Annotated in this window: 18 protein-coding genes; 7 read left to right on the forward strand and 11 right to left on the reverse strand. The window is 43.5% G+C overall.

Annotation, left to right across the window (positions count from 1 at the left end; genetic code table 11):
* Window positions 1-63: 63 nt before the first annotated feature.
* From KUA46_RS02145 to pflA, 5 genes are all read left to right on the forward strand, one after another.
* Complete coding sequence (locus KUA46_RS02145) at window positions 64-753, forward strand: thiamine phosphate synthase (RefSeq protein WP_218487277.1); 690 nt, start codon at window positions 64-66, stop codon at window positions 751-753.
* 14 nt (window positions 754-767) lie between these two features.
* Window positions 768-1,001: a hypothetical protein gene (locus tag KUA46_RS02150; protein ID WP_218487278.1), complete on the forward strand. Its 234-nt coding sequence runs from the start codon at window positions 768-770 to the stop codon at window positions 999-1,001.
* A 128-nt stretch (window positions 1,002-1,129) separates the two neighbouring features.
* Window positions 1,130-3,376 (forward strand): formate C-acetyltransferase, encoded by a 2,247-nt coding sequence (gene pflB / locus KUA46_RS02155; protein WP_117727143.1) that lies wholly within the window; start codon window positions 1,130-1,132, stop codon window positions 3,374-3,376.
* A gap of 153 nt (window positions 3,377-3,529) precedes the next feature.
* Complete coding sequence (locus tag KUA46_RS02160) at window positions 3,530-3,757, forward strand: DUF6722 family protein (protein WP_153082156.1); 228 nt, start codon at window positions 3,530-3,532, stop codon at window positions 3,755-3,757.
* 206 nt (window positions 3,758-3,963) lie between these two features.
* A complete protein-coding gene (gene pflA, locus KUA46_RS02165; RefSeq protein ID WP_218487279.1) occupies window positions 3,964-4,710 on the forward strand; it encodes a pyruvate formate-lyase-activating protein in 747 nt (248 codons plus the stop codon).
* Here pflA and KUA46_RS02170 read toward each other — a convergent pair.
* The 8 genes from KUA46_RS02170 to KUA46_RS02205 all read right to left on the reverse strand — a co-directional run bounded on the left by KUA46_RS02170 (window position 4,707) and on the right by KUA46_RS02205 (window position 17,212).
* The gene (locus KUA46_RS02170) at window positions 4,707-5,090 is read right to left on the reverse strand and encodes a response regulator (protein ID WP_217327001.1); all 384 of its coding nucleotides are present in this window, start codon (window positions 5,088-5,090) and stop codon (window positions 4,707-4,709) included. The genes pflA and KUA46_RS02170 overlap by 4 nt on opposite strands.
* A gap of 45 nt (window positions 5,091-5,135) precedes the next feature.
* Window positions 5,136-6,392: a nucleotide sugar dehydrogenase gene (locus tag KUA46_RS02175; protein ID WP_218487280.1), complete on the reverse strand. Its 1,257-nt coding sequence runs from the start codon at window positions 6,390-6,392 to the stop codon at window positions 5,136-5,138.
* Between the two features lie 87 nt (window positions 6,393-6,479).
* Complete coding sequence (locus KUA46_RS02180) at window positions 6,480-7,796, reverse strand: glycosyltransferase family 2 protein (RefSeq protein ID WP_218487281.1); 1,317 nt, start codon at window positions 7,794-7,796, stop codon at window positions 6,480-6,482.
* Between the two features lie 26 nt (window positions 7,797-7,822).
* Window positions 7,823-9,442, reverse strand: a complete 1,620-nt coding sequence (locus tag KUA46_RS02185; protein WP_218487282.1) for a hypothetical protein — start codon at window positions 9,440-9,442, stop codon at window positions 7,823-7,825.
* A 3-nt stretch (window positions 9,443-9,445) separates the two neighbouring features.
* The gene (locus tag KUA46_RS02190; RefSeq protein WP_218487283.1) at window positions 9,446-10,627 is read right to left on the reverse strand and encodes a multidrug transporter; all 1,182 of its coding nucleotides are present in this window, start codon (window positions 10,625-10,627) and stop codon (window positions 9,446-9,448) included.
* A gap of 18 nt (window positions 10,628-10,645) precedes the next feature.
* Window positions 10,646-11,983, reverse strand: a complete 1,338-nt coding sequence (locus KUA46_RS02195; RefSeq protein WP_153093669.1) for a hypothetical protein — start codon at window positions 11,981-11,983, stop codon at window positions 10,646-10,648.
* A gap of 160 nt (window positions 11,984-12,143) precedes the next feature.
* Window positions 12,144-14,588: a hypothetical protein gene (locus KUA46_RS02200; protein WP_218487284.1), complete on the reverse strand. Its 2,445-nt coding sequence runs from the start codon at window positions 14,586-14,588 to the stop codon at window positions 12,144-12,146.
* Window positions 14,589-14,734: 146 nt separating this feature from the next.
* A complete protein-coding gene (locus tag KUA46_RS02205) occupies window positions 14,735-17,212 on the reverse strand; it encodes a hypothetical protein (RefSeq protein WP_218487285.1) in 2,478 nt (825 codons plus the stop codon).
* A 506-nt stretch (window positions 17,213-17,718) separates the two neighbouring features.
* Between KUA46_RS02205 and tnpC the strand changes: the two genes are divergently transcribed.
* Window positions 17,719-19,194 (forward strand): IS66 family transposase, encoded by a 1,476-nt coding sequence (tnpC, locus tag KUA46_RS02210; RefSeq protein WP_434725783.1) that lies wholly within the window; start codon window positions 17,719-17,721, stop codon window positions 19,192-19,194.
* Between the two features lie 1,134 nt (window positions 19,195-20,328).
* Here tnpC and KUA46_RS02215 read toward each other — a convergent pair.
* The 3 genes from KUA46_RS02215 to KUA46_RS02225 form a co-directional block, all read right to left on the reverse strand.
* Window positions 20,329-20,937 carry a zeta toxin family protein gene (locus KUA46_RS02215; protein ID WP_218487724.1) on the reverse strand — a complete coding sequence of 203 codons (609 nt, stop codon included), beginning with the start codon at window positions 20,935-20,937 and terminating at the stop codon, window positions 20,329-20,331.
* Window positions 20,937-21,128, reverse strand: a complete 192-nt coding sequence (locus KUA46_RS02220; protein WP_022121808.1) for a hypothetical protein — start codon at window positions 21,126-21,128, stop codon at window positions 20,937-20,939. The genes KUA46_RS02215 and KUA46_RS02220 overlap by 1 nt, the downstream gene beginning before the upstream one ends.
* A 328-nt stretch (window positions 21,129-21,456) precedes the next feature.
* Window positions 21,457-21,726, reverse strand: a complete 270-nt coding sequence (locus tag KUA46_RS02225) for a hypothetical protein (RefSeq protein WP_228121549.1) — start codon at window positions 21,724-21,726, stop codon at window positions 21,457-21,459.
* Window positions 21,727-22,205: 479 nt separating this feature from the next.
* Here KUA46_RS02225 and KUA46_RS02230 point away from each other — a divergent pair, with 479 nt between their 5' ends.
* Window positions 22,206-23,072: a GIN domain-containing protein gene (locus KUA46_RS02230; RefSeq protein ID WP_218487723.1), complete on the forward strand. Its 867-nt coding sequence runs from the start codon at window positions 22,206-22,208 to the stop codon at window positions 23,070-23,072.
* The last annotated feature ends 47 nt before the right edge of the window (window positions 23,073-23,119 follow it).

Raw genomic sequence — 23,119 nt, forward strand, 5'->3', positions numbered from 1 at the left:
ATTGTAGGATTTTGTCGTGTGAATGTAGTACCTTTGCAAGCGAATTTATATTTTATAGTACGTATGAACAAGTCTTTAGCATTAGCTCATTTTCAGACGAGCTTTCAGTTTATCACGCATCAGAACGAGCGCTTCTCTTATCTCGAAGGAGCCTATCTGGCACTTATCGGAGGATGTGATTGGGTTCAGCTTCGCATGAAGGGGGCTACCGATGAAGAGGTAGAGCCTATTGCCCGTAAGTTGAAGTTGGCTTGCGAGGGTGCCGGTGCAACTTTTATCCTCGACGACCGTGTAGAACTGGTGAAGAAGTTACAGATAGATGGTGTACATCTTGGCAAAAATGATATGCCGGTTGATGAGGCCCGTAAGCTCCTGGGTGATGAATTCATTATCGGAGGAACTGCCAATACATTTGATGATATTCGTCGTTTGCATGAACAGGGGGCAGACTATATCGGTTGTGGTCCGTTCCGCTATACTACTACCAAGGAGAAACTCTCTCCGGTGTTGGGTATAGAAGGTTATCGCCAGATTATTGAGCAGATGAGGGAGAATAAAATCTCTCTGCCTATGGTAGCCATCGGAGGTTTGACTCCAGACGATATAGATCCGCTTGCAGAATTGGGCATCGGTGTGGCAATGAGCGGTACCATCCTGAATGCTGAGAACCCTGTTACCATGACACGTCAGATTCATGACAAGTGTTTCGGATTATTCATCGAAAATCTCAATCATATCTTTGAGAATCAGTAGAATGATACTCATAAATGATGATTTTGCATGAGAAAAGAGAAGAAAGTTTTGGTTTTCTTCTCTTTTCTCATTTTATTGTTGTAACTTTGCATCCGCATTGCAAAACTGTTGCAAGCCAATTACAAATAATGAATTTAAAAGACATGAAATTAATAGTGGGAATTTACTTAGGAAATATAGGAAAAACAGATGCTGTCGGAAAGAACGAGAACATCATGATATACGCACCTTCAGATAAAGGTGCTTAAAAACCCGGGCACAAACGTGTTCGGGCTTTTTTATTTTACTATATATAATAGGTGTAAAACCAACTCAAAATAGATAGTGTGTGCAAAATATATAATTATTAACTTTGTAAAAAAAAAGTATTAAAATGATGAAAACAGAATGGAGAGGTTTCAAAGGAAACATGTGGCAGAGTGAAGTGAATCTTCGTGATTTCATTCAGAACAACTACACTTGTTATGACGGCGATGAGTCGTTCCTTGCAGAACCAACTCAGGCAACTAACACCCTTTGGGGTATGTTGAAGGAACTCCAGAAGGAGGAGCGCGCCAAGGGTGGTGTGCTTGATATGGAAACAGAAATCGTTTCAGGATTGACAGCTTATGGTGCTGCCTATATTGGTGAGGGTACTAAGGATTTGGAGAAGGTAGTTGGTCTGCAGACCGATAAGCCTTTGAAGCGTGCCTTCATGCCTTACGGTGGTATTAAGATGGCGGAGCAGGCTTGTACAACATATGGCTATCAGCCATCAGAGAAGCTCCACGAAATCTTCCACAAGTATTGCAAAACTCATAATGATGGCGTATTCGATGCTTATACTCCAGAGATGAAGCTCGTTCGCCATAACCACATTCTTACGGGTCTTCCTGATACATACGGTCGTGGACGTATCGTAGGTGACTACCGTCGTGTGGCTCTCTATGGTATTGACTTCCTCATCGAGGAGAAGAAGAACGACCTCGCTAACATGGGCGACCGTGAGATGATCGACGACGTTATCCGTCTTCGTGAAGAGGTTGCTATGCAGATCAAGGCGCTCAAGGGCTTGAAGGAGATGGCTCAGTTGTATGGTTACGACATCTCTCAGCCAGCTAAGAACGCTCGCGAGGCCGTACAGTGGTTGTACTTCGGTTACCTCGGAGCTGTGAAGACTCAGAATGGTGCTGCGATGTCTGTAGGCCGTATCTCTACATTCCTCGATATCTATATCCAGCGCGACTTGAACGAGGGTACTCTTACCGAGGATGAGGCTCAGGAGCTCATCGACCACTTGGTAATGAAGTTCCGTATGGTTAAGTTCGCCCGTATCCCTTCTTATAACGAGCTCTTCACCGGCGACCCAGTTTGGGCTACTCTCGAAGTAGGTGGTATGGGTCAGGATGGCCGCTCAATGGTTACCAAGAACGATTACCGTTTCCTCCATACATTGGAGAACATGGGTCCTTCACCAGAGCCAAACCTCACTGTACTCTATAGCTCTCGCTTGCCAAAGGCATTCAAGCACTACGCTTCTTTGATTTCTGTAAAGACAAGCTCTATCCAGTATGAGAACGATGACGTAATGCGCCCAGTTTGGGGTGACGACTATAGCATCTGCTGCTGTGTATCTGCTACACAGACAGGTAAGGAAATGCAGTTCTTCGGTGCACGTGCCAACTTGGCTAAGTGCTTGACCTACGCTGTATCTGGCGGTGTTGACTCAAAGACACGCGAGCAGTGCGGTCCTAAGTATCGCGCCGTTGAGGGTGATGTATTGACATACGAGGAGTTCATGCCACGTTTCATGGATATGATGGACTGGTTGGCTGGCGTTTATGTGAAGACATTGAACCTCATCCACTACATGCACGATAAGTACTTCTACGAGGCAGCAGAGTTGGCGCTCATCGATACAGATGTTCGTCGTACTTTCGCTACAGGTATCGCTGGTTTCAGCCACGTAGTTGACTCTATCTCAGCTATCAAGTATGCCAAGGTAAACATCGTCCGTGATGAGACCGGTTTCCCTCTCAGCTTCAAGACCGAGGGCGACTTCCCACGTTACGGTAACGATGATGAGCGTGCTGATGAAATTGCAGTATGGTTGCTCAAGACCTTCATGAACATGATCAAGAAGCATCATACATACCGCAATTCAGAGCCTACTACATCTATCCTGACTATCACATCAAATGTAGTATACGGTAAGTACACCAGCAACATGCCTGATGGTCGTCCAGCCGGTGCTCCATTGGCTCCAGGTGCTAACCCATCTTACGGTGCAGAGAAGAACGGTCTTTTGGCTTCATTGAACTCAGTAGCTAAGTTGCCATACGAGTATGCTCTCGATGGTATCTCTAATACTCAGACCATCAGTCCAGGTGCTCTCGGTCACAACGATGAGGAGCGTGCCCAGACATTGGTAGGTGTATTGGATGGTTATTTCAACCAGGGTTCTCACCACCTGAACGTGAACGTATTCGGTATCGACAAGCTCAAGGATGCGATGGAGCACCCAGAGAAGGAAGAGTACCAGAACTTCACCATCCGTGTAAGTGGTTACGCTGTTAAGTTCATCGACTTGACACGTGAGCAGCAGCTCGACGTAATCGCTCGTCAGGCTCACGAGAGACTCTAAGGAAGTGAAGAATGAAGAGGGAAGAATTCTCTTGTCTCTTTGTAACATATAGATTGCCCGCTAGATTTTCTTTCCGAGGATATTTAGCGGGCATTTTAGCTTATTTAACTGCAAAATGGAACAAGATATTGATAAATTTACTAATTTTGCGGTATGAAATTGAATATAGAACAAAAAACAACTCTTTGGAGTGAAGGAGGAAAGTTTTGCCTGGATTTAGCCAAACTTATATTTGGTGGTATCATCTTGGCAAGTATTATGAAAAAGGATATAGATGCAGGGAAACTTTTAGTTTTTGGTGCTCTCATAACTATGTTTCTAGCTGTATGTGGATTCTTTTTAATATTAATGTCTAAAGATAAAAATAAGAAAGGAAAATAAATATGGAACTATTAGTATTTATGGGATTTTTTGCTCTGCTTGCTGGTGCTTTTACCCTATGGGCTTACAATGATTATCGTAAAATGCAGGCTTAAATGGGCTTTTTGTTTTTAATCATTTCTAAAAAGATAAAATAATTATGGGTGTATTTCTTTTTTTAGGTGTTATAGCCTTATTTATGAGTCTTTTTGCATTGTGGGGAATATATGATCTTCGAAAGAATGCATAAGGGTTTTGTTCACAGCATAGAGAGCTTTGGTTCTGTAGATGGACCAGGCATCAGATTTTTGATTTTCCTGCAGGGGTGTCCCATGCGCTGCCAGTTCTGCCATAACCCGGATTCATGGAAGATGGGAGTAGGAGAGGAATGGAGTGCCGATGACCTGCTGGATAAAGCAGAGCGATTCAAGAGTTATTGGGGAGACAAGGGTGGCATCACTGTAAGTGGTGGAGAAGCCCTGATGCAGATAGACTTTCTCATCGAACTGTTCGAGAAAGCCCATCAGCGTGGCATCAACACTTGTCTTGATACATCAGCGCAACCATTTAGGAAAGAGGGTGCTTTCTTCGATAAATTCGAGCGTCTGATGACCGTCACTGATACTGTTCTTCTTGATATCAAGCATATCAACGATGAAGAGCATCGTAAACTCACCCGCCATTCTAATGTAAACATACTGGATTGTGCACGATATTTAAGCGAGATACACAAACCAGTATGGGTTCGTCACGTCCTGATTCCAGGTATTACCGATAAGGATGAATACCTCTATCAGTTGCGCGATTTTCTTTCTACACTCTCTAATATTGAGCGTATAGATGTCTTACCTTATCATACGATGGGTATCTACAAGTATGAGAAACTAGGTATTGCCTACCCGCTGGAAGGCATAGATCCTCCTACTAGTGATCGCATTGCTCATGCAGAAGCAATCTTGCAAGAGGCACTTTAGCCTCTTGCAAGACTGCTTAGATGAGCGTCTAGCGAACTGGTGAGACGGGCTTTGATGATAGGCTTTGTGATGTAGTCGTTTACTCCAAGCTCGTAGCATTCATCCACATTATCCTTGTTGCTTAACAGGGAAACCACGATGATGACCATTTCACTTTTCGAGTATTTAGAGCGTACATGGTCTATTACGTCCCACCCATTTACATTTGGCATCATCAAGTCGAGCAGTATCACGTCCGGCTTGAATGAGTCAATCAGTTCAATGGCTTCTTTTCCGCCATTGGCAGTTTTCACGTCGATGTCAAAGTCCTTTATCATTTCAGAGATAGTTTTAATATTTTCTGAAATATCATCGACGATTAGCACTTTGTTCTTTTCCATTTTTCACTGGTCTATTTTATGTAGGTTCTTTCCGATCTTGAAGATCTAGTTTCTTGGCTTGTGAATGCCGTAGATGTCGCATATGAATCCTTTATCAGTGATGAGATTGTTCATATCGATACTGTCGAACATCTTGTGATGAGTACCGATTACCACAATCTGATACTCTTTTTCCAGAACTTTAGGATCATCTGTCACCTTGATGTTATATTCTTCTTTTACTTCCTTTACATCTACCAATGGATCGTAGAGTGTGGTTTTGTAACCTGCTCCTACCAGGTTGATATAGAGATCGGCTACTTTTGTGTTTCTGATATCATCGCTGTTTGGCTTGAACGAGAAGCCGAGAATCAGCACGTTAGTCTCCGGAGCCTTGAACTTTCTGCTTTCAGATGCATTCTTTATCTTTCCTGCCATCCATACCGCCATCTGCTCGTTAACCTCACGGGCTGTAGAGAGCAGCGATGGTACCACGTCAACCTCCTGTGCCTTGTTAATCAGGTAGTATGGGTCTACCGCGATGCAGTGGCCGCCAACGAGTCCTGGAGTAGCTGGCACGAAGTTCCATTTTGTGCTAGCTGCCGCCGTTACGTCTTCGATGTTGATGTTCATCTTGTCGAAAATCTTTTCCATCTCGTTGAAGAAGGCTATCTGTATGTCTCTCTGGCAGTTCTCCATCAGTTTACATGCCTCTGCTATTTTGATACTCTTCGCCTTGTAGGTGCCATGGGTAAGTACTGAAGCATAGAGACTGTCGATGATAGCTGCTGCTTCGGGTGTAGAACCGCTGGTAACCTTCACGATGTTCTCGATGGTATGAACAGTATCGCCCGGGTTGATGCGCTCTGGCGAGAAGCCTACAAAGAAACTCTGGTTCAACTTCAATCCTGATGTAGATGCCAGTAATGGAGCACAGACCTCTTCTGTCAGACCTGGGTAAACGGTACTCTCGTAGACTACGATATCACCTTCTTTCAGAATCTTGCCAACCTCAGCTGTAGCATTGCGCACGCAACTGATGTCTGGCTTGTTCGATTTGTTCACCGGTGTCGGTACAGCGATGATATACACGTTACACTTCTTCAGGTCATCAATATTGCTGGTCAGTTTCAGTCCCTGTTCCAAAGCTTTGGATACAGGTCTGTTGTCTTCCATCGTGCTTTTGGCTAACTTGGCTACCTTCTCAGCTTTGATGTCATAACCCCATGTATCGTATTTCTTTGAGAATAAGCATGCCAGTGGAGTACCAACATACCCTAATCCTATTACTCCAATCTTAAACTCAAAAGATTTGTTTATCATATACTATATTGTTTATGTTTTATAATGTTATTTCTTTTATTGGGAGCTCCCTGCTGTGTTTGCGTTACAGCAAGTAACTCGGGTCTTTTAGATTCCTTCAAGCTGAGCATAGCGCGAAGTCTTCTCAGGGTTCCATGCGTCCTTGTAAGAACGGCGGAAGAAGATTTCTTGCAGATGAGCCGACAGACGGGCGATACGCAGGAAATAACCTGTATAAGGCGACATCAGTGGCAGATATCTGTAGAGGAACCACACGTCTTTCTTTCTTTCAGAAACCATCAGCACCAGGAGGAAGGCAAGCTGCGAGAAACATACTCTGATAAAGTAGCCCAGCGCCAGCACCTCGATGATGTGCGTGTTAAACGTGATGGCGAGCTTGATGATATACCACAACCACAGAAAATTGAGGAAGCAGTCGAAAACTACACTCTCCATGTTGGATAACCAGTTAAGGATACTCCAGTTCTTTGTAGGCAACAGAATGTCGGCATGCTTGCGGAGACGGAATCTCACGAGTGAGCGCGACCATCTGATGCGCTGATGATACAGCTTATACCATTTGGTAGGCACATTGGTCATGCAGATGGCATCTTCGGCAATTTTCACTTTATATCCGGCTTTGCGGATCTTCTGTGTCAGGTCACCGTCCAGTCCCGGTCCTATGTCCCAATAGCCCACTTCCTTCAGCGTCTTTCTTTCGAAGGCTCCGAATGCTCCCGAAATGATGTGGTAGATACCCAGTTCGCTGGTTACGATACGTCCCACCTGTATTCGCTTCAGGTATTCGAAAGCCTGCAGCGATGAGCAGATGGTCTCCTTGTAGTTGCGCACTTTCACACATCCTCCTACACCCTTCACCATTCCATCGATGTAGAAGGGGAGTAGGATTTTCTCAAGCGCATCACGGTCGAGCGAAGAGTCGGCATCCAGGCATACGATGTATTTGCCTTTTGCCATCTGGGCTCCATAGTTGCTGGCGGCAGCTTTACCGCCTCTTGTATCCAACCTCAGGTAGTGGGTGATATACCCGGCTCGGTAGAGGTCGTTACAAATCAGTTTGGTGTCGTCGTCGCTACCATCGTCTACCACGATGATTTCGTAGTTGCGGTAGGTTTGCTCAGCCAGCGAGTTCACCATTTTGAATATATGTTTGCCTTCGTTCTTTCCCGGTACGAGGATGCTGATAAGCGGATTCTCGCGGTACAGGAAGTACTTGGCATATTCTTTCTCTTTATCTAGCTGGTTTCTCTTCATCAGTCGGTTTCCGATTACGAGGTATTCCAGGATATAATATCTTGGCATCTCGATGAAGAAGAGGAACCAGTAGGTATTCACGATACTGCTAAACGATAGCGTGCTGATCCAGTCGAAGAAATCGTTCAGATGTTCTGCTATGCTAAACATACGCTTTTCCCTTTCTTCTTGATGGCTTATCTCAGCACGGTGAGCGCCAAGAGGGCCATGATTATGAGTATACCTGCGATGGTGACAAGGATGGCAACGAGTTTCTTGTAGAGCACGATGCGCTTCTGTATCTTGTCGTTTTCATCTTCCTTCGGCTCCGTATCAAGCAGCTCTTCCTGCGGCTGCACCTCTTTCTCTTCTTCCTTCATCAGAGGTTCCTCTGAGTAGCGGCAGTAGTCGTCTGGAGTCATATCCACATATTGCAGTTTGTTGAAGAACTCGTCATAGTTGTTGGCGATGGTCTTCGTCTTGGTTTCCAGCATGCTGCAGATAATCTCGTCCGGTTCTATCGAGTTGGCCACCTTTCTGATGGCTACCGACATCTCCTTGCTCAGTTTCTGCTGAGCCTCTTCTACCGTTTCTCCCTGCTCATAGATGGTAGAGGATATGTAGAAGATATTGTTGTTGTAAGACACCTTGTGATTGGAGAAGATTCTACAGAGCTTGCCCTGTATGCTTTCCTTTATCTTTACGGTATCCTTGTTTTCATCTATAATCCATATCTTGCCTACCATGACCGAGAGTTCATCCTTGCGGTAGGTTTCCATCAGTTGGCGTCGCAGTCGGTTCATCAGCAGATAATATTCCATGAAGTTATCATAGATGTTCACCATGTTGCTGAACATGATGTTGCCGCTGGTCAGCGTTCTGATTCCTTCTTCCGTTATCTCGTAGTCCACTACGTCTCGTGGCACCAGGGCATTTACCGGAAAGGTGCTCTGGCAGTAGCAGCAGGTTGACTTGGTGATAGGCGCGGTAAACGAGTTCTCGCAGTCGTTGCAGGTATATACCACGGCTGGTCTGTCATAGTCAACACCGATGTGGCGAAGTTTCTTGTGACACTTCGGACAGATGAGCATACCGCCCACATTGTAGCTGCTCTCTGGCGATACGTTGGCGCAGCTGAAGTGGTGGATGATGTTCTGAATCTTCAGGTTCGAACTTCCGCACTTCGGACAGCACTCCGTATAGAGCAGGTGAGAGTGGTTACACTTAGGACAGAGGTGCTCCTTGAGCAGGAAGCGGTGAATTCGCAGTGCTCCGAACTCCACCATAGTGTCGATGAACATGAACATCTCGTTGAGATGGAAGAGACCCATACTGTGGTAGTGCTCGAAGATTGGGTTGATATATCCCAATGATGATTTCTCCAGCAGTCGGTGTCCCATGATTCGCTGGTCTCTTGAGAGCAGGTATTTCAGGATGTTGGCAAAGAGCTGGTTAGGCTGTGTAGGACGGCTTGTTTCGCTTTTTACACCAAACTTCTGTCTTGCCAGCTTGATTTTGTCTATAATCTCATATACCTTTTCATTGTTCATGTCGCTCACATAGGCATCGACGATATAGTCGGTGATCTGTTCCTTTCCCGATACCGCCGTATTGACGAATATCGGTTTGTAGCTACATTTCCACGATAAGATTGGACTGGCTCCATACAGTATAGCATGGAACGCACGCTCACTCTTCGTATTGATGTAAATACAATCGAAGTAGTCGGGCTGGATGTCCGGTGTCGAGTCAATATCTATATAGCTATCGATGGTGAGCACCATATCTCCACGTTTGTTTCTTCTAAGTCCAATCATTCTTTATTTCTTTTGTTCTTGATGATTATTGGTGTCGCTCGAAATCAAGTTGCTTCGCTTCACGTTTTCGTTCTTGCCCACTGGGACGGTGTACATCGGCAGCGGCTTCGGATCGAGCATGGCACTAATCTTGTTCACTCTTATTCTTACCGGCAGTTTGTTGCTCATTACCCATGCCGGAACTCTCTGGTTCGGGTTCAGGGTGAATACGGCAACCACTGCGTTGGCATCATGCGAGAAGTTGCTCTGCAGATGCTTTGGTATTTCCTCTACTCTCAGACCTACCATCTGCAACTTAGCCTGCAGTTCCAGGTCTTTGTTGATGATGATGTCTGCATCGTCAGGGCTTTCCATATACTTCACCATGTCGTTGGGTACGTATGCGATTACGCCCAGATGACAGTCTGCATAGTCGGTGTGCTGGATAACCATCACCTCCTCGCTTTTGAACACCAGTGTCTTGTCGCTCACATTGATTTTTGAGATGAAGGCATCGGCTGGTGCACAGCAGTAGTGTATCAGACCAGGGTTGTATATGCTGGTGTTGGAGTAAGGCATGGAAGCATTTGTCGTGCCGGCTCCTCTGCGGCTCATGAAGTTATAGGTGGTGTTCTTAGCCTGTGCGTAGATTTCCACCTTCTTAGCCTGCTTTCTCAGTTCTTCTTCTACCTCGGCAATCTCGGCATCCAGTTCATTTCGCTTGGTGTTGTCGGTAAGGCCGTAGTAGATGTCCGAACTTTCAGATGCTTTCTGTTTTCTCAGTTCGGCAAGTCGGGTACGCAGCACCGGAATCTCCTGCTGTGCGAGTTTTGCCTGTACCTCCATGTCGTGAGTCTCCTTTACGGCAGAAGGCAGGATGTTCGGGTCGTATTGGTTCACAATATTACCTAGCAGTACATAAGAGTAGAGCGTATCTCCCTTATGCACCACTTCACCCATTTCTTTGTTCACCTTAAGGATATAGATGTCGTCAACGGCACTGATATGGTTTTCATCGAGGGTTATATAACCGTCGAAGGTTGCCCATATCATACGAGTGACAATATAGTAGGCGGCAAGCACGATAACCAGCAGGAAGATCAGGGCAAAGATAATCTGCTGTCTGGCAAGGCGGTGACCCTGCGTCTTCAGCAAGTCTGCCATCGCCTGTTCTTGTGGCGTGCCATTATATTGGAATTCATTCATATTCTGGTTTCCTTACATTCAAAGTTCTATTTCTTTGAAGATGTTGTTGTTGTCATAGATGCTCACGGCTTTCTCGATATTGATGATAGCGAGTGCGCGGTTCTGCATCAGTTTGTACATACGCTCCATACTTTCCAGGAGTCCCGTATATTCGTCCATACGCATCAGATAGTTGTATCCCTGTTTCTGGTTCTGGTAGGCAAACCGCCGCATTTCTATATATTTGCCGGTCTGGTCTATATGGAAAGCCTCGGTGGCTATAGCCTTGTTCAGGTTGTCTATCTTCTTGAGCAGGATGCCTACCGACTGTTTTATTTCCTTCACGTCGGTACCACGGCTGCTGCGTATGATTTCCTTCTGGGTCTCCAGTGCCTGTCGTTTGCGTGGCGTTTCGTTCCAGATAGGAATGGTGAATCTTACGCCCACGTCGGCATTGTTCGAAATCTTGTTGTTGCTCTGCCAGTAACTCGACCATCTTGCGAATGGTGTGAGTCGGGTAGTGCTTAAATAGTTGGTCAGTTTGCTGTCGTTGTCAGCAATCTGTTCTTTCACCATCATGATGCGTGCATCCAGACTTTCCTGGTTCAGATGGTTCCAGAGGGCTGTTGTGTCTACCACAATCTTGGTTGGTTTGATGCGGTAGATAGGCTTGTTGCTGATATCTCTGTCTGTGCAGAGCACGGAGATGTCATATTCAGCCTCCAGCTTATCGTTCATCACTTTCAGCATCTTGTCGTTGCTGATTCGGTCTTTTTCCAGCATAAACTGGTACGCTTCGTTCATGATGTCGAGGTTGTCCAGTCTGTGTGCTATGACAGTACCGATATAGAAATTATATTGTTCGGTCAGCTCATCGGCTGCCTTTTCATAGATGTCTGCAGTTTGGCGCTTTTTTATTTGCAAGCGGTCGAGTTCATTGGCAAGAGCAATCTTATTTCTTTTCTCCTTGCCTTGGTAGAACTTCGAGTTGATGATGTTCCATCCGAGTTCGGCTTGAACCTTCATCTTATATTTTGATACCTCTTTTGCGTCGTCTTCATCAGAGTCGAAGTACGCGTCAGGTCGGGCATAAACCTGTCCGGTCACTTCCAGACCGTTGTGTCTGTTGAGCGCTAGGTGCTCATGTGCAGTTTTCGACCAGAACAGAGAGTCGGTCTTATTGATATCAGCGTGATGCTGTTTATTGAGTCCCAGTTCTATGACTGGTGCTTTTACCCATATAGGGTTTTTGATGAGAGTGTCGAGTTGTGCGAAGCGCTGTTTGAAGTGTCTCAGTACATTATCGTTCTTCAGATTCTCATATACGAGCATCTTAGGGCTAAAACTTTTCGGCTTTTTGCCTTTCGTCTGAGCCATAGAGCTTTGTGCTGCCATGAGAAGTAGCAGAGCTGTAGTTGAGTATAGTATTATTTTTCGCTTCATAATGAGTTATTAAACACGATGAATGCAGCTGCGAGCTGTTGCAGCTGCATTCATCTGGTGTCTTCTTATTATCTGAAAAGCATTTCGGCTTTTGTTACTTCTTTTGATAATTTGTTTCTGTTTGAGCACCTGTAGAAAGGTTGTATACCTGCAGGCGGTCTCTACCATATGCTACATAAATGTAGTTGTCTCTTACTTTGACGTAGTTAGCAGACTTAGATGCTACTCTATGTGCAACAACCTCATGGGTGTTTTTGTCCAAAACGACAAGTCCATAAGAACCGTATGCTAGATAAACGTATTTGTCATCTACATCGCATCCGTTACATAATGCCTTGTATTCATTCTTTTTGTCATTCCAAGCTTTTGGCATCTGCCAGTGCCATTGCTCTTCACCCTTCATATTGTAAACATAGAGTCCGAGTCCGCTTTGGCAAACATATATCAAGTTGTCTCTAACAGAAACTACATTCTTGCCATCATTTGGTTTTATACCTACCGTTGTGTTGAATTTTGTAGAATTTTCGAAATCTTCGTCATCTCTATTTATTACTTCGATAGTTGCTCCAACCTCGTCATCGCTAGAATGGTTTTTGTCGTTAAGATAAAGTCCGACGATTTTTCCATTGCCGATTGCTACATGCTTAACCTTTCCTGGTCTTTCTATTTTGTCGACCTCGTTCATGGTGTTTGCATCGTATACGACATAGCCTTCTGTGGTTGCAACAATCAGGTGATCTTTCTTCTTGTTGTAAACAACACAATTCTCGTCATATTTTTTACCTTTATACTCCTCTGTTGCTGGATGCAATTGGGCGTATTGCAATGGTTCTACGATCTTAACAATTGGATTTCCATCCTTGTCAACGTCTGCAGTTGTTATCTCTTTAGACTCCGTTGCTAACAAATGGTCTCCATTGATGGTCATGTATGATAGTAATGCACCCTTATTTTTAGAATTACCTGGCAGGAAAATCTTTTTCTCGCCATTATTCAATTCAACAGCCAGAAGGTGGTTGAAGTCTATTACTCTTTGGCTATCATAGAGGTATTGCAAGAGTCGTATCTTATTGTTTTCTACAGGAGTAAGAACTTCAACACAACCTCCGTGTGAGTTATCTGCATTGTCTTTCTGTTCCTGATTTGTATGGTATGACATGTACAGATAGCCGTCAAGATCCATGATGCCTGTAGCAGAGATGTTGTGTGTGTGGTCATAATCCACAGAGATAATCAAGTCTGTCTTTGGCTTATCTGGTTGAGGCTTGTTGTCATTGAATCCTGGAGTCTTGCAATCTTCACTCTCTGTTTTCTTGATGACATATTTAGAAGCCTCGTCTGATGAGGACAAGAATACGTTACCATTGTTGTTCAGTGTCACTCCGTATCCTTCTTCTGTTATAGAAATATCTTTTGGTCTTACAACTTGACCATGTTGATAGTCTGACAGAGCACCTAATGTCTTTTCGTAATCATTTGTTATTCCATATATCTTATCTTCTGGAACGTCAACGATGAATCCTGCTCTTTCTCCGCTTGTTGCGAACATGTCACAACTTATCTTATTCTTAGCATCCGGACCTGGAGCATTGAATGCAAGCTTTGCTGCTTTGATTACGCAGACAGCGTCTGTTTCGCCCAATGCGTATGTTCCCTGCTGGGAATTCAAATTCATGAACACATTGTCGCATTCAATCATGGATTGGTTTTTCACTACGACTTTGCCACTTGAATCTTGTTTGAAATTCTTGCAGTGCAAATATGATACGTGTAGCTTGCTGTCGTTTGATATATATACGAAATCAGATATATTTGCAGAGCAACCACTATATACTTCACTATTTGTTATAGATAAAGTCTTTGCTTTCAAAGTACCTGTAACATTTAGGACTGCATTGTTACTGAGTTTAACATCTGTATTTGTTAAATCAAGACTTCCGTGGTTGTCGAGTACTGTGTACTTACCATCCAATATTAAATTATTTATGCTAGATGGAATTTCAACTTTTCCGTAATTCGTTACTTTGTTTTTGCCCAAAGCTTCTGTCATGTTGTAGCCCTTAAGGTTTCCTGTTGGCAAGATTCTTATGTCGGCATGGTCTCCCCAATAATTACTTCTTCCGCTGTTATCCCATGTTCCTTCGATATAAAGGGTAATACCATCTTTATCCCATGCAGGTTTGAGGTTTATTTGTTGGTTTACAGTAACACCTTCTTTTATAACATATATACCTCCTGCTTGTACGCTACCTACATTTTCATTTGTTAACGGAATAGCATTTGTTGGGTAAGATTTTCCATCCCAACCAGAACCTGCGTAAGCTCTTGTTCTTGCTTTAGATGTTTCGGTAGTTACCTTATAGTTTGTAATGCGGCTTGCCAGTTCTTGCGCATCAGTTGTGGATGTGACAGCAGAACCTACCACAGTCTTGATAGGGCTGGTACCACCATTTTCAAGAATGTTATTGCTATCACTACAAGAAGCGAGGAGCATAGCTGCGAAACTAAAAGTAGCAAGCTTTATATTTATAGCTTTCATGTTATTCAATATTATTCGTTAATACTTTAGTCACTTTTTACGCATACCTTATAATTGTTTAATAGCTAGTTAATTTAGCCTTTATAAGGTTTGTCCTCCCTCACTCTATCTGAGAGTGGGGGAGAACAAGTATTTATTGTTTTATATTACTTTGTAGTTGTAAGAGTGTAAACCTGGATGCGGCTCTGTCCATATGCCACATAGATGTTCTCACCCTCAAGAGCTACGTAGTTGGCTGACTTGCCATTTGCAGACTTGCGGTGGCAAATTGGCTTACCTGTATTCTTGTCAAGTACAACAATACCATAGCTACCGCATGCAACGTAAACTTTATCTCCGCCAACTGCTACACCATTTGCGCAACCCTTGACGTTACCATTATTCTTGCTTGCTGCAGAGAATGTAGGGCACTCGTAGAACTTCTGGTTAACATTCCCACCTGAAATCTTTGCAATACCATTCTCGCCTTTGCAAACGTAGATATCGTTATTTGTTTCATCCACAGCGATAACCGCCTTGTTGCCCTTAGGACTAACAACTCCAACTTCGTATGTTGTACCGTTCTCCATGTCGCTGTTATCGTAAACTGACAATTTTCCGTCTGCTGTCAAGGCATAGAGCTTGCCATTGGCTGTTACAACATGCTTTCCAACAGAGTTGCCGTTGTTGTTCCAGTAGTTGAAATCCTTGTCGAAGATGGTGAAACCATTTGTTGTTGCAACAACGTGGTCTGTACCACTCTTTGCCACGCAATTTGCGTCAATGCCGCTTACCTTTTTGTCAATGGCGTAGAGAGTAAGGTTGTCACCCAACTTGGCACCATTTAAATCAACAGAACCCAAGAAGGCACCCACTGCTGTTCCTTCTGCAGTGCCGTTGCCCTGCTGGCTTCCAGCGAGGAAGAGCTTGCTGCCGTCAACAATCAAGTGGTTATAGTCGATGTTGGCAGCTTTCTTATTAGCTTCAATGGTCAATTTTTTGCCATTCAAGCTAGCTACCTCGATGCTACCGCCAACTTTATGGTCGCCATTGGTGTGGTATGTTACATAGAGCTTGCCATTTGCAGGCTGGATGCAGGTTGCAGACTCACCGTCATTTGGATCCTCGTCTGAAGCAACCAAATCAAGTTTTTGGGAAGAAACCAACTGTGAAGCATCACCTACCCAGTGATAACCATAATTCTCGTTGTTTTTGTCCTTGTACTCAATCTTGGTGTTCTCTGTTGTCTTGTCGTAGTCAACGTAAGTTGCACCAATAGCAAGATCTTCGAATGAGTTCAACTCGGTTGTTCCATTGTAGTTCTTTGTAAATTCAAGCAAGAAAGAAGCGTTGTCACCACTTGTCTGCAATGCCTGAATATTTTCTGCACCATTGTTCACGAACTTATCAGCCTTGATGACTGCAACAGAATTGTTATCTTTCAACTCGATTTGACCCTGAGCACTGTTGTCTGTTTCCAAGTTATTTACGTTGATGACGTTTTGGTTACCGATGATAATCTTACAAGTGCCATTCAGCTTGAGTGTAGCGTTTCCTGGGATGGTCTTGCCGTTTGCATCTTTCTCTTGGTCACCGTTTGTATCCTTAGGATTGTTTGTCACATTAATATAGTTAGCAACAATCTTAGAACCAGCATTGGCATTGAGTGTACCTGTTACCTTGATGGCAGAATTTGCTCCTGCTTCCAAGTAGCCATTTACATTCATATCAGCTGCGACAGCCTGTTTCTTCTTATTCATGTTTGTGAAATCACCTACCTGGACAAAGCCATCAACTTTCAAGTTACCATTCAAGTCAAGCCCCTTGGAGTCGAACACGTTTGCCGTAGTATGGATATTTGCATTGTTGCCGATAGTCAACTTCTGTGCGCGGATAGAACCATTGATGAATGCCTTTGCACCTTCACCGAATGTGATGTTCTGTGTTGGTGTAATCTTTTTGTTCTTTTGGTCATTCTTGTTGATTGAGCCAAGACCGCTAATCAAATCTTTTCCAGCCTCTGATTTGCTTCTGAGGTTAGCATACAAAGTACCATTGATGGTCATGTCGCCTGTTGCTGCCAAAACACCATTTGCTTCTTTTACGTAAACAACATCGTTGTTTGCAACCATTGCGCCAGAACCTTTGTATTCCAATGTTGCTTTGCCTTCCAATACGAATGTGTTGCCACCTGCGGTTGCATCGTACTTCATAGTGCAGTCACTATGTATGAAAATTGTGGCGTTTTGGATAGTTTTGCCTGAGAAATCAAGAGTCTTTCCGCCGGTGATAGCAAAAGACTTTTTGTCTGAGCCAATAATATCGCCTGCGTTGTTAAGATTCAGGATCTTAATTCCTTTTTCTTTGTAGACGTCCTCATTTGGCATGTCTGTAGGCATAGCGTTGATGAAGCTAGTTTCACCGGCTCTTGTCAAGAAGAACTTTCTAGCATTAGCTGTACTGTTCTTGTAGTTTACAACACGACTGTAGTCTACGTCCTGAGATGTAAGAGTTACTTGGGTGAGGTCAGCAGGGATGATTGCACGGTCTGGATTGCCCGTAGGATCACTGTTACTGTCGCTACATGATGCGAATACGAATGCTGCCAAACCGATAGCAGCAAGTTTAGAATTGAATACTTTCATATCTATTTAAGTTTAAATTGTACTTTCAGTTTCTGATTAATATCACTTACTTATATTCTTGTCCTCCAGCTCGTTGTTCTTTTTTGGGTAGTTTGACTATCGTTTTGGTAGTTTGACTATCATCATCTTGCGTACACTTACAAGTGGAGCTTTTAGACGCTGCAAATTTAATGAAATTATTTCATAAATAGTTGTGTAACTACTCAGCACCCCTATAGAAAACTTCTCGTTAATAAAGCATAAACTTGATTTTGCTTATTTTCTTCATCATTACAAACTTTTTAATGATTGAGTCGATGAGGACGTAGGCTGTTTAAAACAGTTCATTTAACGAGTTCTTTTCCGATGATGCCTCCAACATGTCTCCTTTGTCTATTATCGCCTTTCAACAGATTATCTGCCAGGAGATGCGTTTTTGCATTCCCCGTAAGTCAAAAGTCTGCGTTAATGGATGTAAATCGTGATTTTGCCATGTGGAGAAAAATGCTTATCTTTGCACCAAAAAAATGGCAAGCGACTGTACTGACATAGATGTTGTTTTGCGCCAGATAAACCAGCGTCTGCGCAAACTTGAGAAGTCCGACTCCGAGAAGACTGAGGAGATCGGACGCCTCAACCGTGTCATTAACCAGAAGGACGTGGAGATACATAATCTAAAGACAGAACTTGCTTCCACAAAGGCAGAACTTGCCGTTGCTAAAGAGCGCATCAAGGAACTCGAGGGAGCTGATGACGATACATCAAGTACACCAGGAAAGCCCGAGAAAAACAGCAGTAACAGCAGTATCCCTCCATCCCAAGAAAGTATCGCTTCCCGTGAGCTGCGCAGGACAAAGTCTCTTCGCAAGCCAAGCGGAAAGCCGAGCGGTGGACAGCCTGGCCACAAGGGTCACACACTGCAGACTATAGCAGAACCAGACGTAATTGTAAAGCACGAACCAGTCTATTGTAAATGCTGTGGTCGGCTCTTGATTGATATACCATGCCAGAAGATCCGTAAGACACAAATTGTTGATATCAAGGTGGTCGTAGAGACCTGCGAGGAACAGTATTACGAGAAGGTCTGTGAATGCGGTTGCGTAAACAACTGCGAAGCTCCCAACTGTCGTATCAAGTATGGTGACAACCTCCGTGCACTGGTGACATACCTTAATGTAGTGCAGTGTATTCCGTTCAAAAGGATTGCAGAACTTATATCCGACCTGTCCGGCCAGAATATAAGTGAGGGTACAGTGCAGAACATACTCAAAGAGAATAGCGGCAAGGCAGACTGTGCATATGAGGAAATACGCAAGAGGCTGGAAACAGCGTCTGTCGTAGGAGCCGATGAAACTGGTGCTACGGTAGGAAAGCATCTGCATTGGAACTGGATATTCCAGAACGACCTGCTTACATACGTGTTCCAGTCAGAATCGCGAGGTCAGAAGGCCATAGATTCCAGGTTTCCAAAGGGACTTCCCTATTCGACACTTGTGACTGACAGACATCAGAGCTACTTCAAGATGAATGTTAAGGACCATCAGGTCTGCCTGGCTCATCTTCTTAGGAATGCAGAGTATCTGAACGAACTGGATCCAAACCAGAACTGGTCACGGAGATTCATCCATCTGATAGAACACTCTATAAATCTCAGAAGAGAGGACAACATTACCTCTAGAAAGATAAAGGTACTGAAGACAAAGATGAAGAACCTCTTGGGTGAAAGCCTCACGCATTTAGATAACGAGTTTGAGAAATTCAAGAGGGGTATCCTTAAAGTCAAAGACTACCTATTTACCTTTCTCTCCAATCCAAGTGTGCCTTACGAGAACAATGCCAGTGAGCGGGGAGTTAGGAAAATCAAGATAAAGCAGAAAGTCAGCGGTTGCTTCCGAACAGACAGCGGTGCCGATGATTTTGCCAAGTTGCACTCCATTGCTGAAACTGCTATGAAGAACGGAAATTCTAAATTCAATGCAATTCTTGCTGTAGTACAACAGTAAGACGATTACTCATGCCCATAGGGGTGCTGAGTAGTTACTAGTTGTTTTTTAGGGTTAAATAAACTTAATTTACTACTTTTTGTTCTGATTCTCAATCGGTTGGTTTGTTGTGGGCGATAACAAATTGGCTCTTCCCCTTGTCAACGACAACATTTCTGAACTCATTAACCCGAAAATTACTCCGAAAGATAGCAGAATATCTCCGAAGAATACGAAAATATCTCCGATAGATAGCAGAATATCTCCGAAGAATAAATCAGGAAAACAAATGTTGGGAATACGATGATGGATATGTGTTGTGGTGACGAGGTGAAGGGTGAAGGGTATATTTTAAACTCTATATTATATTCTTTTTTTAGGATTTTTGGAAAATCCAGAAAGTCAGAAAAATGAAAAAACGGATTTTTTCCCTTGCCGCGCGTATATATAAAAAAGAGTTTTCAAACCTTCACCCTTCACCTTTTTATTTAACGTTTTATGTGTCAAATAGTTACGGGTGAAGGGTGGTGAAGGGTGTTTTTCGCTTTTTATAAACATATTTTAAGAATTCTGCCCGTTTTTACATATTTTAAGCGTTTATTTTTGGTTCCGAAAGAGGTGCCATTTTTTTAGGGTCCCATTTTTTCTCTTTTCTTACCGCTGAAATCTTTGAAAAGCGAGTGGGGTAGGGTATCCCGTCTTATGTTGTGTTAAACAATTATCAGATAAAAGAAGTTAACGATACCGAAAAAGGACTGATTTTTAAACAAATATTAACGCAGAAATCTTGAAGTTTCGCATATTAGATTGAACTTTCGTATGTGGGGAAGTTAAGGGAAGTTAAAGAAGTTATCACTCCCTACGGTCGCTCAGTAAACCAGGAAAACAAAGATTTCCGAAACAGAACGGTATTCGGTTTATCAATTATTTGCTGAACTTTCGCATGTGGTTCAAGAACGGGCTGAAGGCCCTGGGCTAGGGGCTTCTGCCCGTTCAGGGCGTGTGGGGCAAAAGCAGGGATTGTCTTATTTCTGCCCTTTTAGAGCGTGCTGCTTCTTGGAACTTTTGGGCCTTCAGTCCGTACTTAAGCCACATGCGAAAGTTCAGTAAAGCAAAGGTAATGCGATGCTTTTGTCGGCGAGAAACCTTTCAAGGCTATCCTTCTTTGTTGGCAATGCCTATAGCCCATTCCGGAATCTCCTTCACGTATTCCTTAAATATTTTACCTTCTGTCATTCTGAAAAGAAGTTGAGCTTCTACACCGTCTTTTGAGTTGTCATATACGTATGTGCGGTCGGCGTATTGGGATGCTATTTCGCAATTGATGATGGATTTGGCATATCTTGAAATAATCTTTGTAATCGGTACATCGTGTCCACCTTTCATTACTCTAGTAGCAATTCTTGAAGCATTTATTGTTGGCGAGGAAGTTCCTACAAAAAAGAGACGAATAAAAAATCCTGCTTCTTTAGCTCTTTTGATAAAGTCAATTTTCTCGGCAGTGGACATTACTGTTTCGAAAATCATACTATGTTTATTGTTGAGGCATTCTTCTCTTTGAGCCTGGCAGTATTGGGCTGCTTTTAATACTGCATCTTGATTGTTCCAATCGCCAAACATATTTTGTGCAATATTGTCTGGGTTGATATAAATAGAATCTTCTAGCCATTCGTGGTGTAATACACGACTGGTTATTGTTGTCTTCCCAGAACCATTAGGTCCTGCAATGACAATTAAAACGGGTTTGTGTATTTTTGCCTCCATTAGTTCAAATTGAATTTTTGTCGTTGTTCTTTAGCCTGTTTTTGCATATTGGCAAAATAACTTCTGTAAGCTTCTTCGTTTTCTCTGTTGTATATTTCGGCAGCCTCATGCATAATCTGAGCCAGCATTTCATCTGTTGGCTCTTCCATGCTTGTCAGCCGATAGCTATTTAATTCTTTTTCTGAAATCATAATTCTAATATTTTAAAGCCTGCTGCAAATTTTCCGTTACTGAATTTTCGCAAGTTGGCCCCACACGCCCTGAAAGGGCAGAAGCTCCTAGCCCAGGGCAGCGCCCTGGGTAATCAAGGACGCAAGCCTGTCGCCCTGTAAGGGCAAAAGCTTTCAAGTACCAGGTAATAACAAAGCTTTTGCCCTTACAGGGCGCCTTGCTGATTGGTGTTATACCCAGGGCGCTGCCCTGGGCTAGGAGCTTCTGCCCTTTCAGGGCGTGCTGCTTCTAGGAGCTTTTGGGCCTTCAGCCCGTACTTGAACCACATGCGAAAGTTCAGTAAGTAATCTATATTTCTGCTTTTAGCTGCAGTATATGTTCCGCCGACAGCCCGGTTATTTCCTTTACCGTCGCTTCATCTATGCCCTTTGCCAGCATCTTTCTGGCAATCTCAAGACTTCTTTTTTCCTTGCCTTCGGCTATACCTTCACGCTTGGCGGTGTCTACGGAATTCTTGATGTCGCGATATGCCATCTTGCTGGTTTCGTACTCCCTCATTTCCTGCGGAGTGAACTTGGCTATCTCGGCTTTGATGTATCTTTCTTCTGCCTGTTTCATACGCGATTCATTTAAATTAATACTTTTGCAAAGATTATGTCAGTGAGTGCAATGAAAGCTTGCTTTCGAATTGCCGAGCGCCGTACAATCTTCTGCAAAGATACGCTGAAAATTTGTAACTTCCAAATTTTTAGGCAATTTTTTGCATTGGGGGATAGAGAAAAATAAATCTATTGGAATGCCTTGTAGAATTTGTGCCTTTTCCTTGAATACCTTAATGTTATGGCGTGTTGCTTGCTTGAAATTGGAGTGAGGCTTACTTCAATAGTCAACGAATATTATTTCAGTGACTAACGAAGGCTATTTCAGTAAGAACAGGAGGCTGTTCCAGTGAGAATAGCTTTCTGTTGCACTTTTTTTGCATTTTTTCTCTTTCCCTGCAACCTTTATGTATCTTCTTGCGTCTAACCATCAGAATTCCGAAACAGAATAGGTTTTCGGTATATCACGTATTTAGAAACATAAAATTAGATATGAGTATGAAGAAATTTGGTATTTGGGCGGTGGCTGCCGCTTTATTCTTTGCCCCAATGGGCTTGAGTTCTTGCAGTATGGGATCTTCTGCCAGTGAAATGAAGGGAAGTCTCAACTTTACGCAGGATGATTTGACCGAGAAACCTTTCAAGGCAATCGACGTGGATGTGATTGCCAGCGTTTATTATACCCAGAACAATGGCGATGAATGCAGCGTTCGATTGGATTACTCTGCCATCAAGGATGCTGAGTTCGTACAGAAACTCAAGGAGAAACTCAAGGTGGTTTATCGTGACGGCGAGGTGAAGATCGGACTCAACGGAAAGGTCAAAGTGCCTGCCGCGTGTAACTCTGAAAAGAACAGGCTCAAGATTTATATCACCAGTCCTGACCTGGTGAAGATTGCACAGGAAGGCGTGGGTTCATTCTATGCCAAGACGATTAATAGCGACCGCCTGAAAATCGATAACGAGGGTGTAGGCTCTGTCAAGATTGGGAAGATTCTTGCCAACAAACTGGAGGTAACCAACGAGGGTGTTGGCTCGGTAAATATCGATGATGTGGCTGGAGATGATATGAACATTGATAACGAGGGCGTAGGCTCGGTGAAAATCTCTAAGATTGAGATGGGAAGTGTGAAACTGGATAATGAGGGCGTAGGCTCTGTTAATCTGGGAATGTTTAAGGGCGGCAGTCTGATTATCAAGAATGAAGGCGTTGGCAGCGTGAAAGCCAAGGTTGACTGCCAGAGTGTAAACGCTACATCCGAGGGTGTTGGCGGAGTTAACTTGAGCGGCGTAACCCGTCAGTATAATAAGAATAAAGGTGGAATCGGAGGAATTTCTGATGGCGGATTGACAGTAAGGGAGTAACGTAAGTTGTTGAAAAACAGAAAATAAAGTGGTTAAGAATTAGTGCG

Origin of the sequence: Segatella copri, from assembly GCF_019249765.2 — a bacterium.
GTDB lineage: Bacteria > Bacteroidota > Bacteroidia > Bacteroidales > Bacteroidaceae > Prevotella > Prevotella copri_K.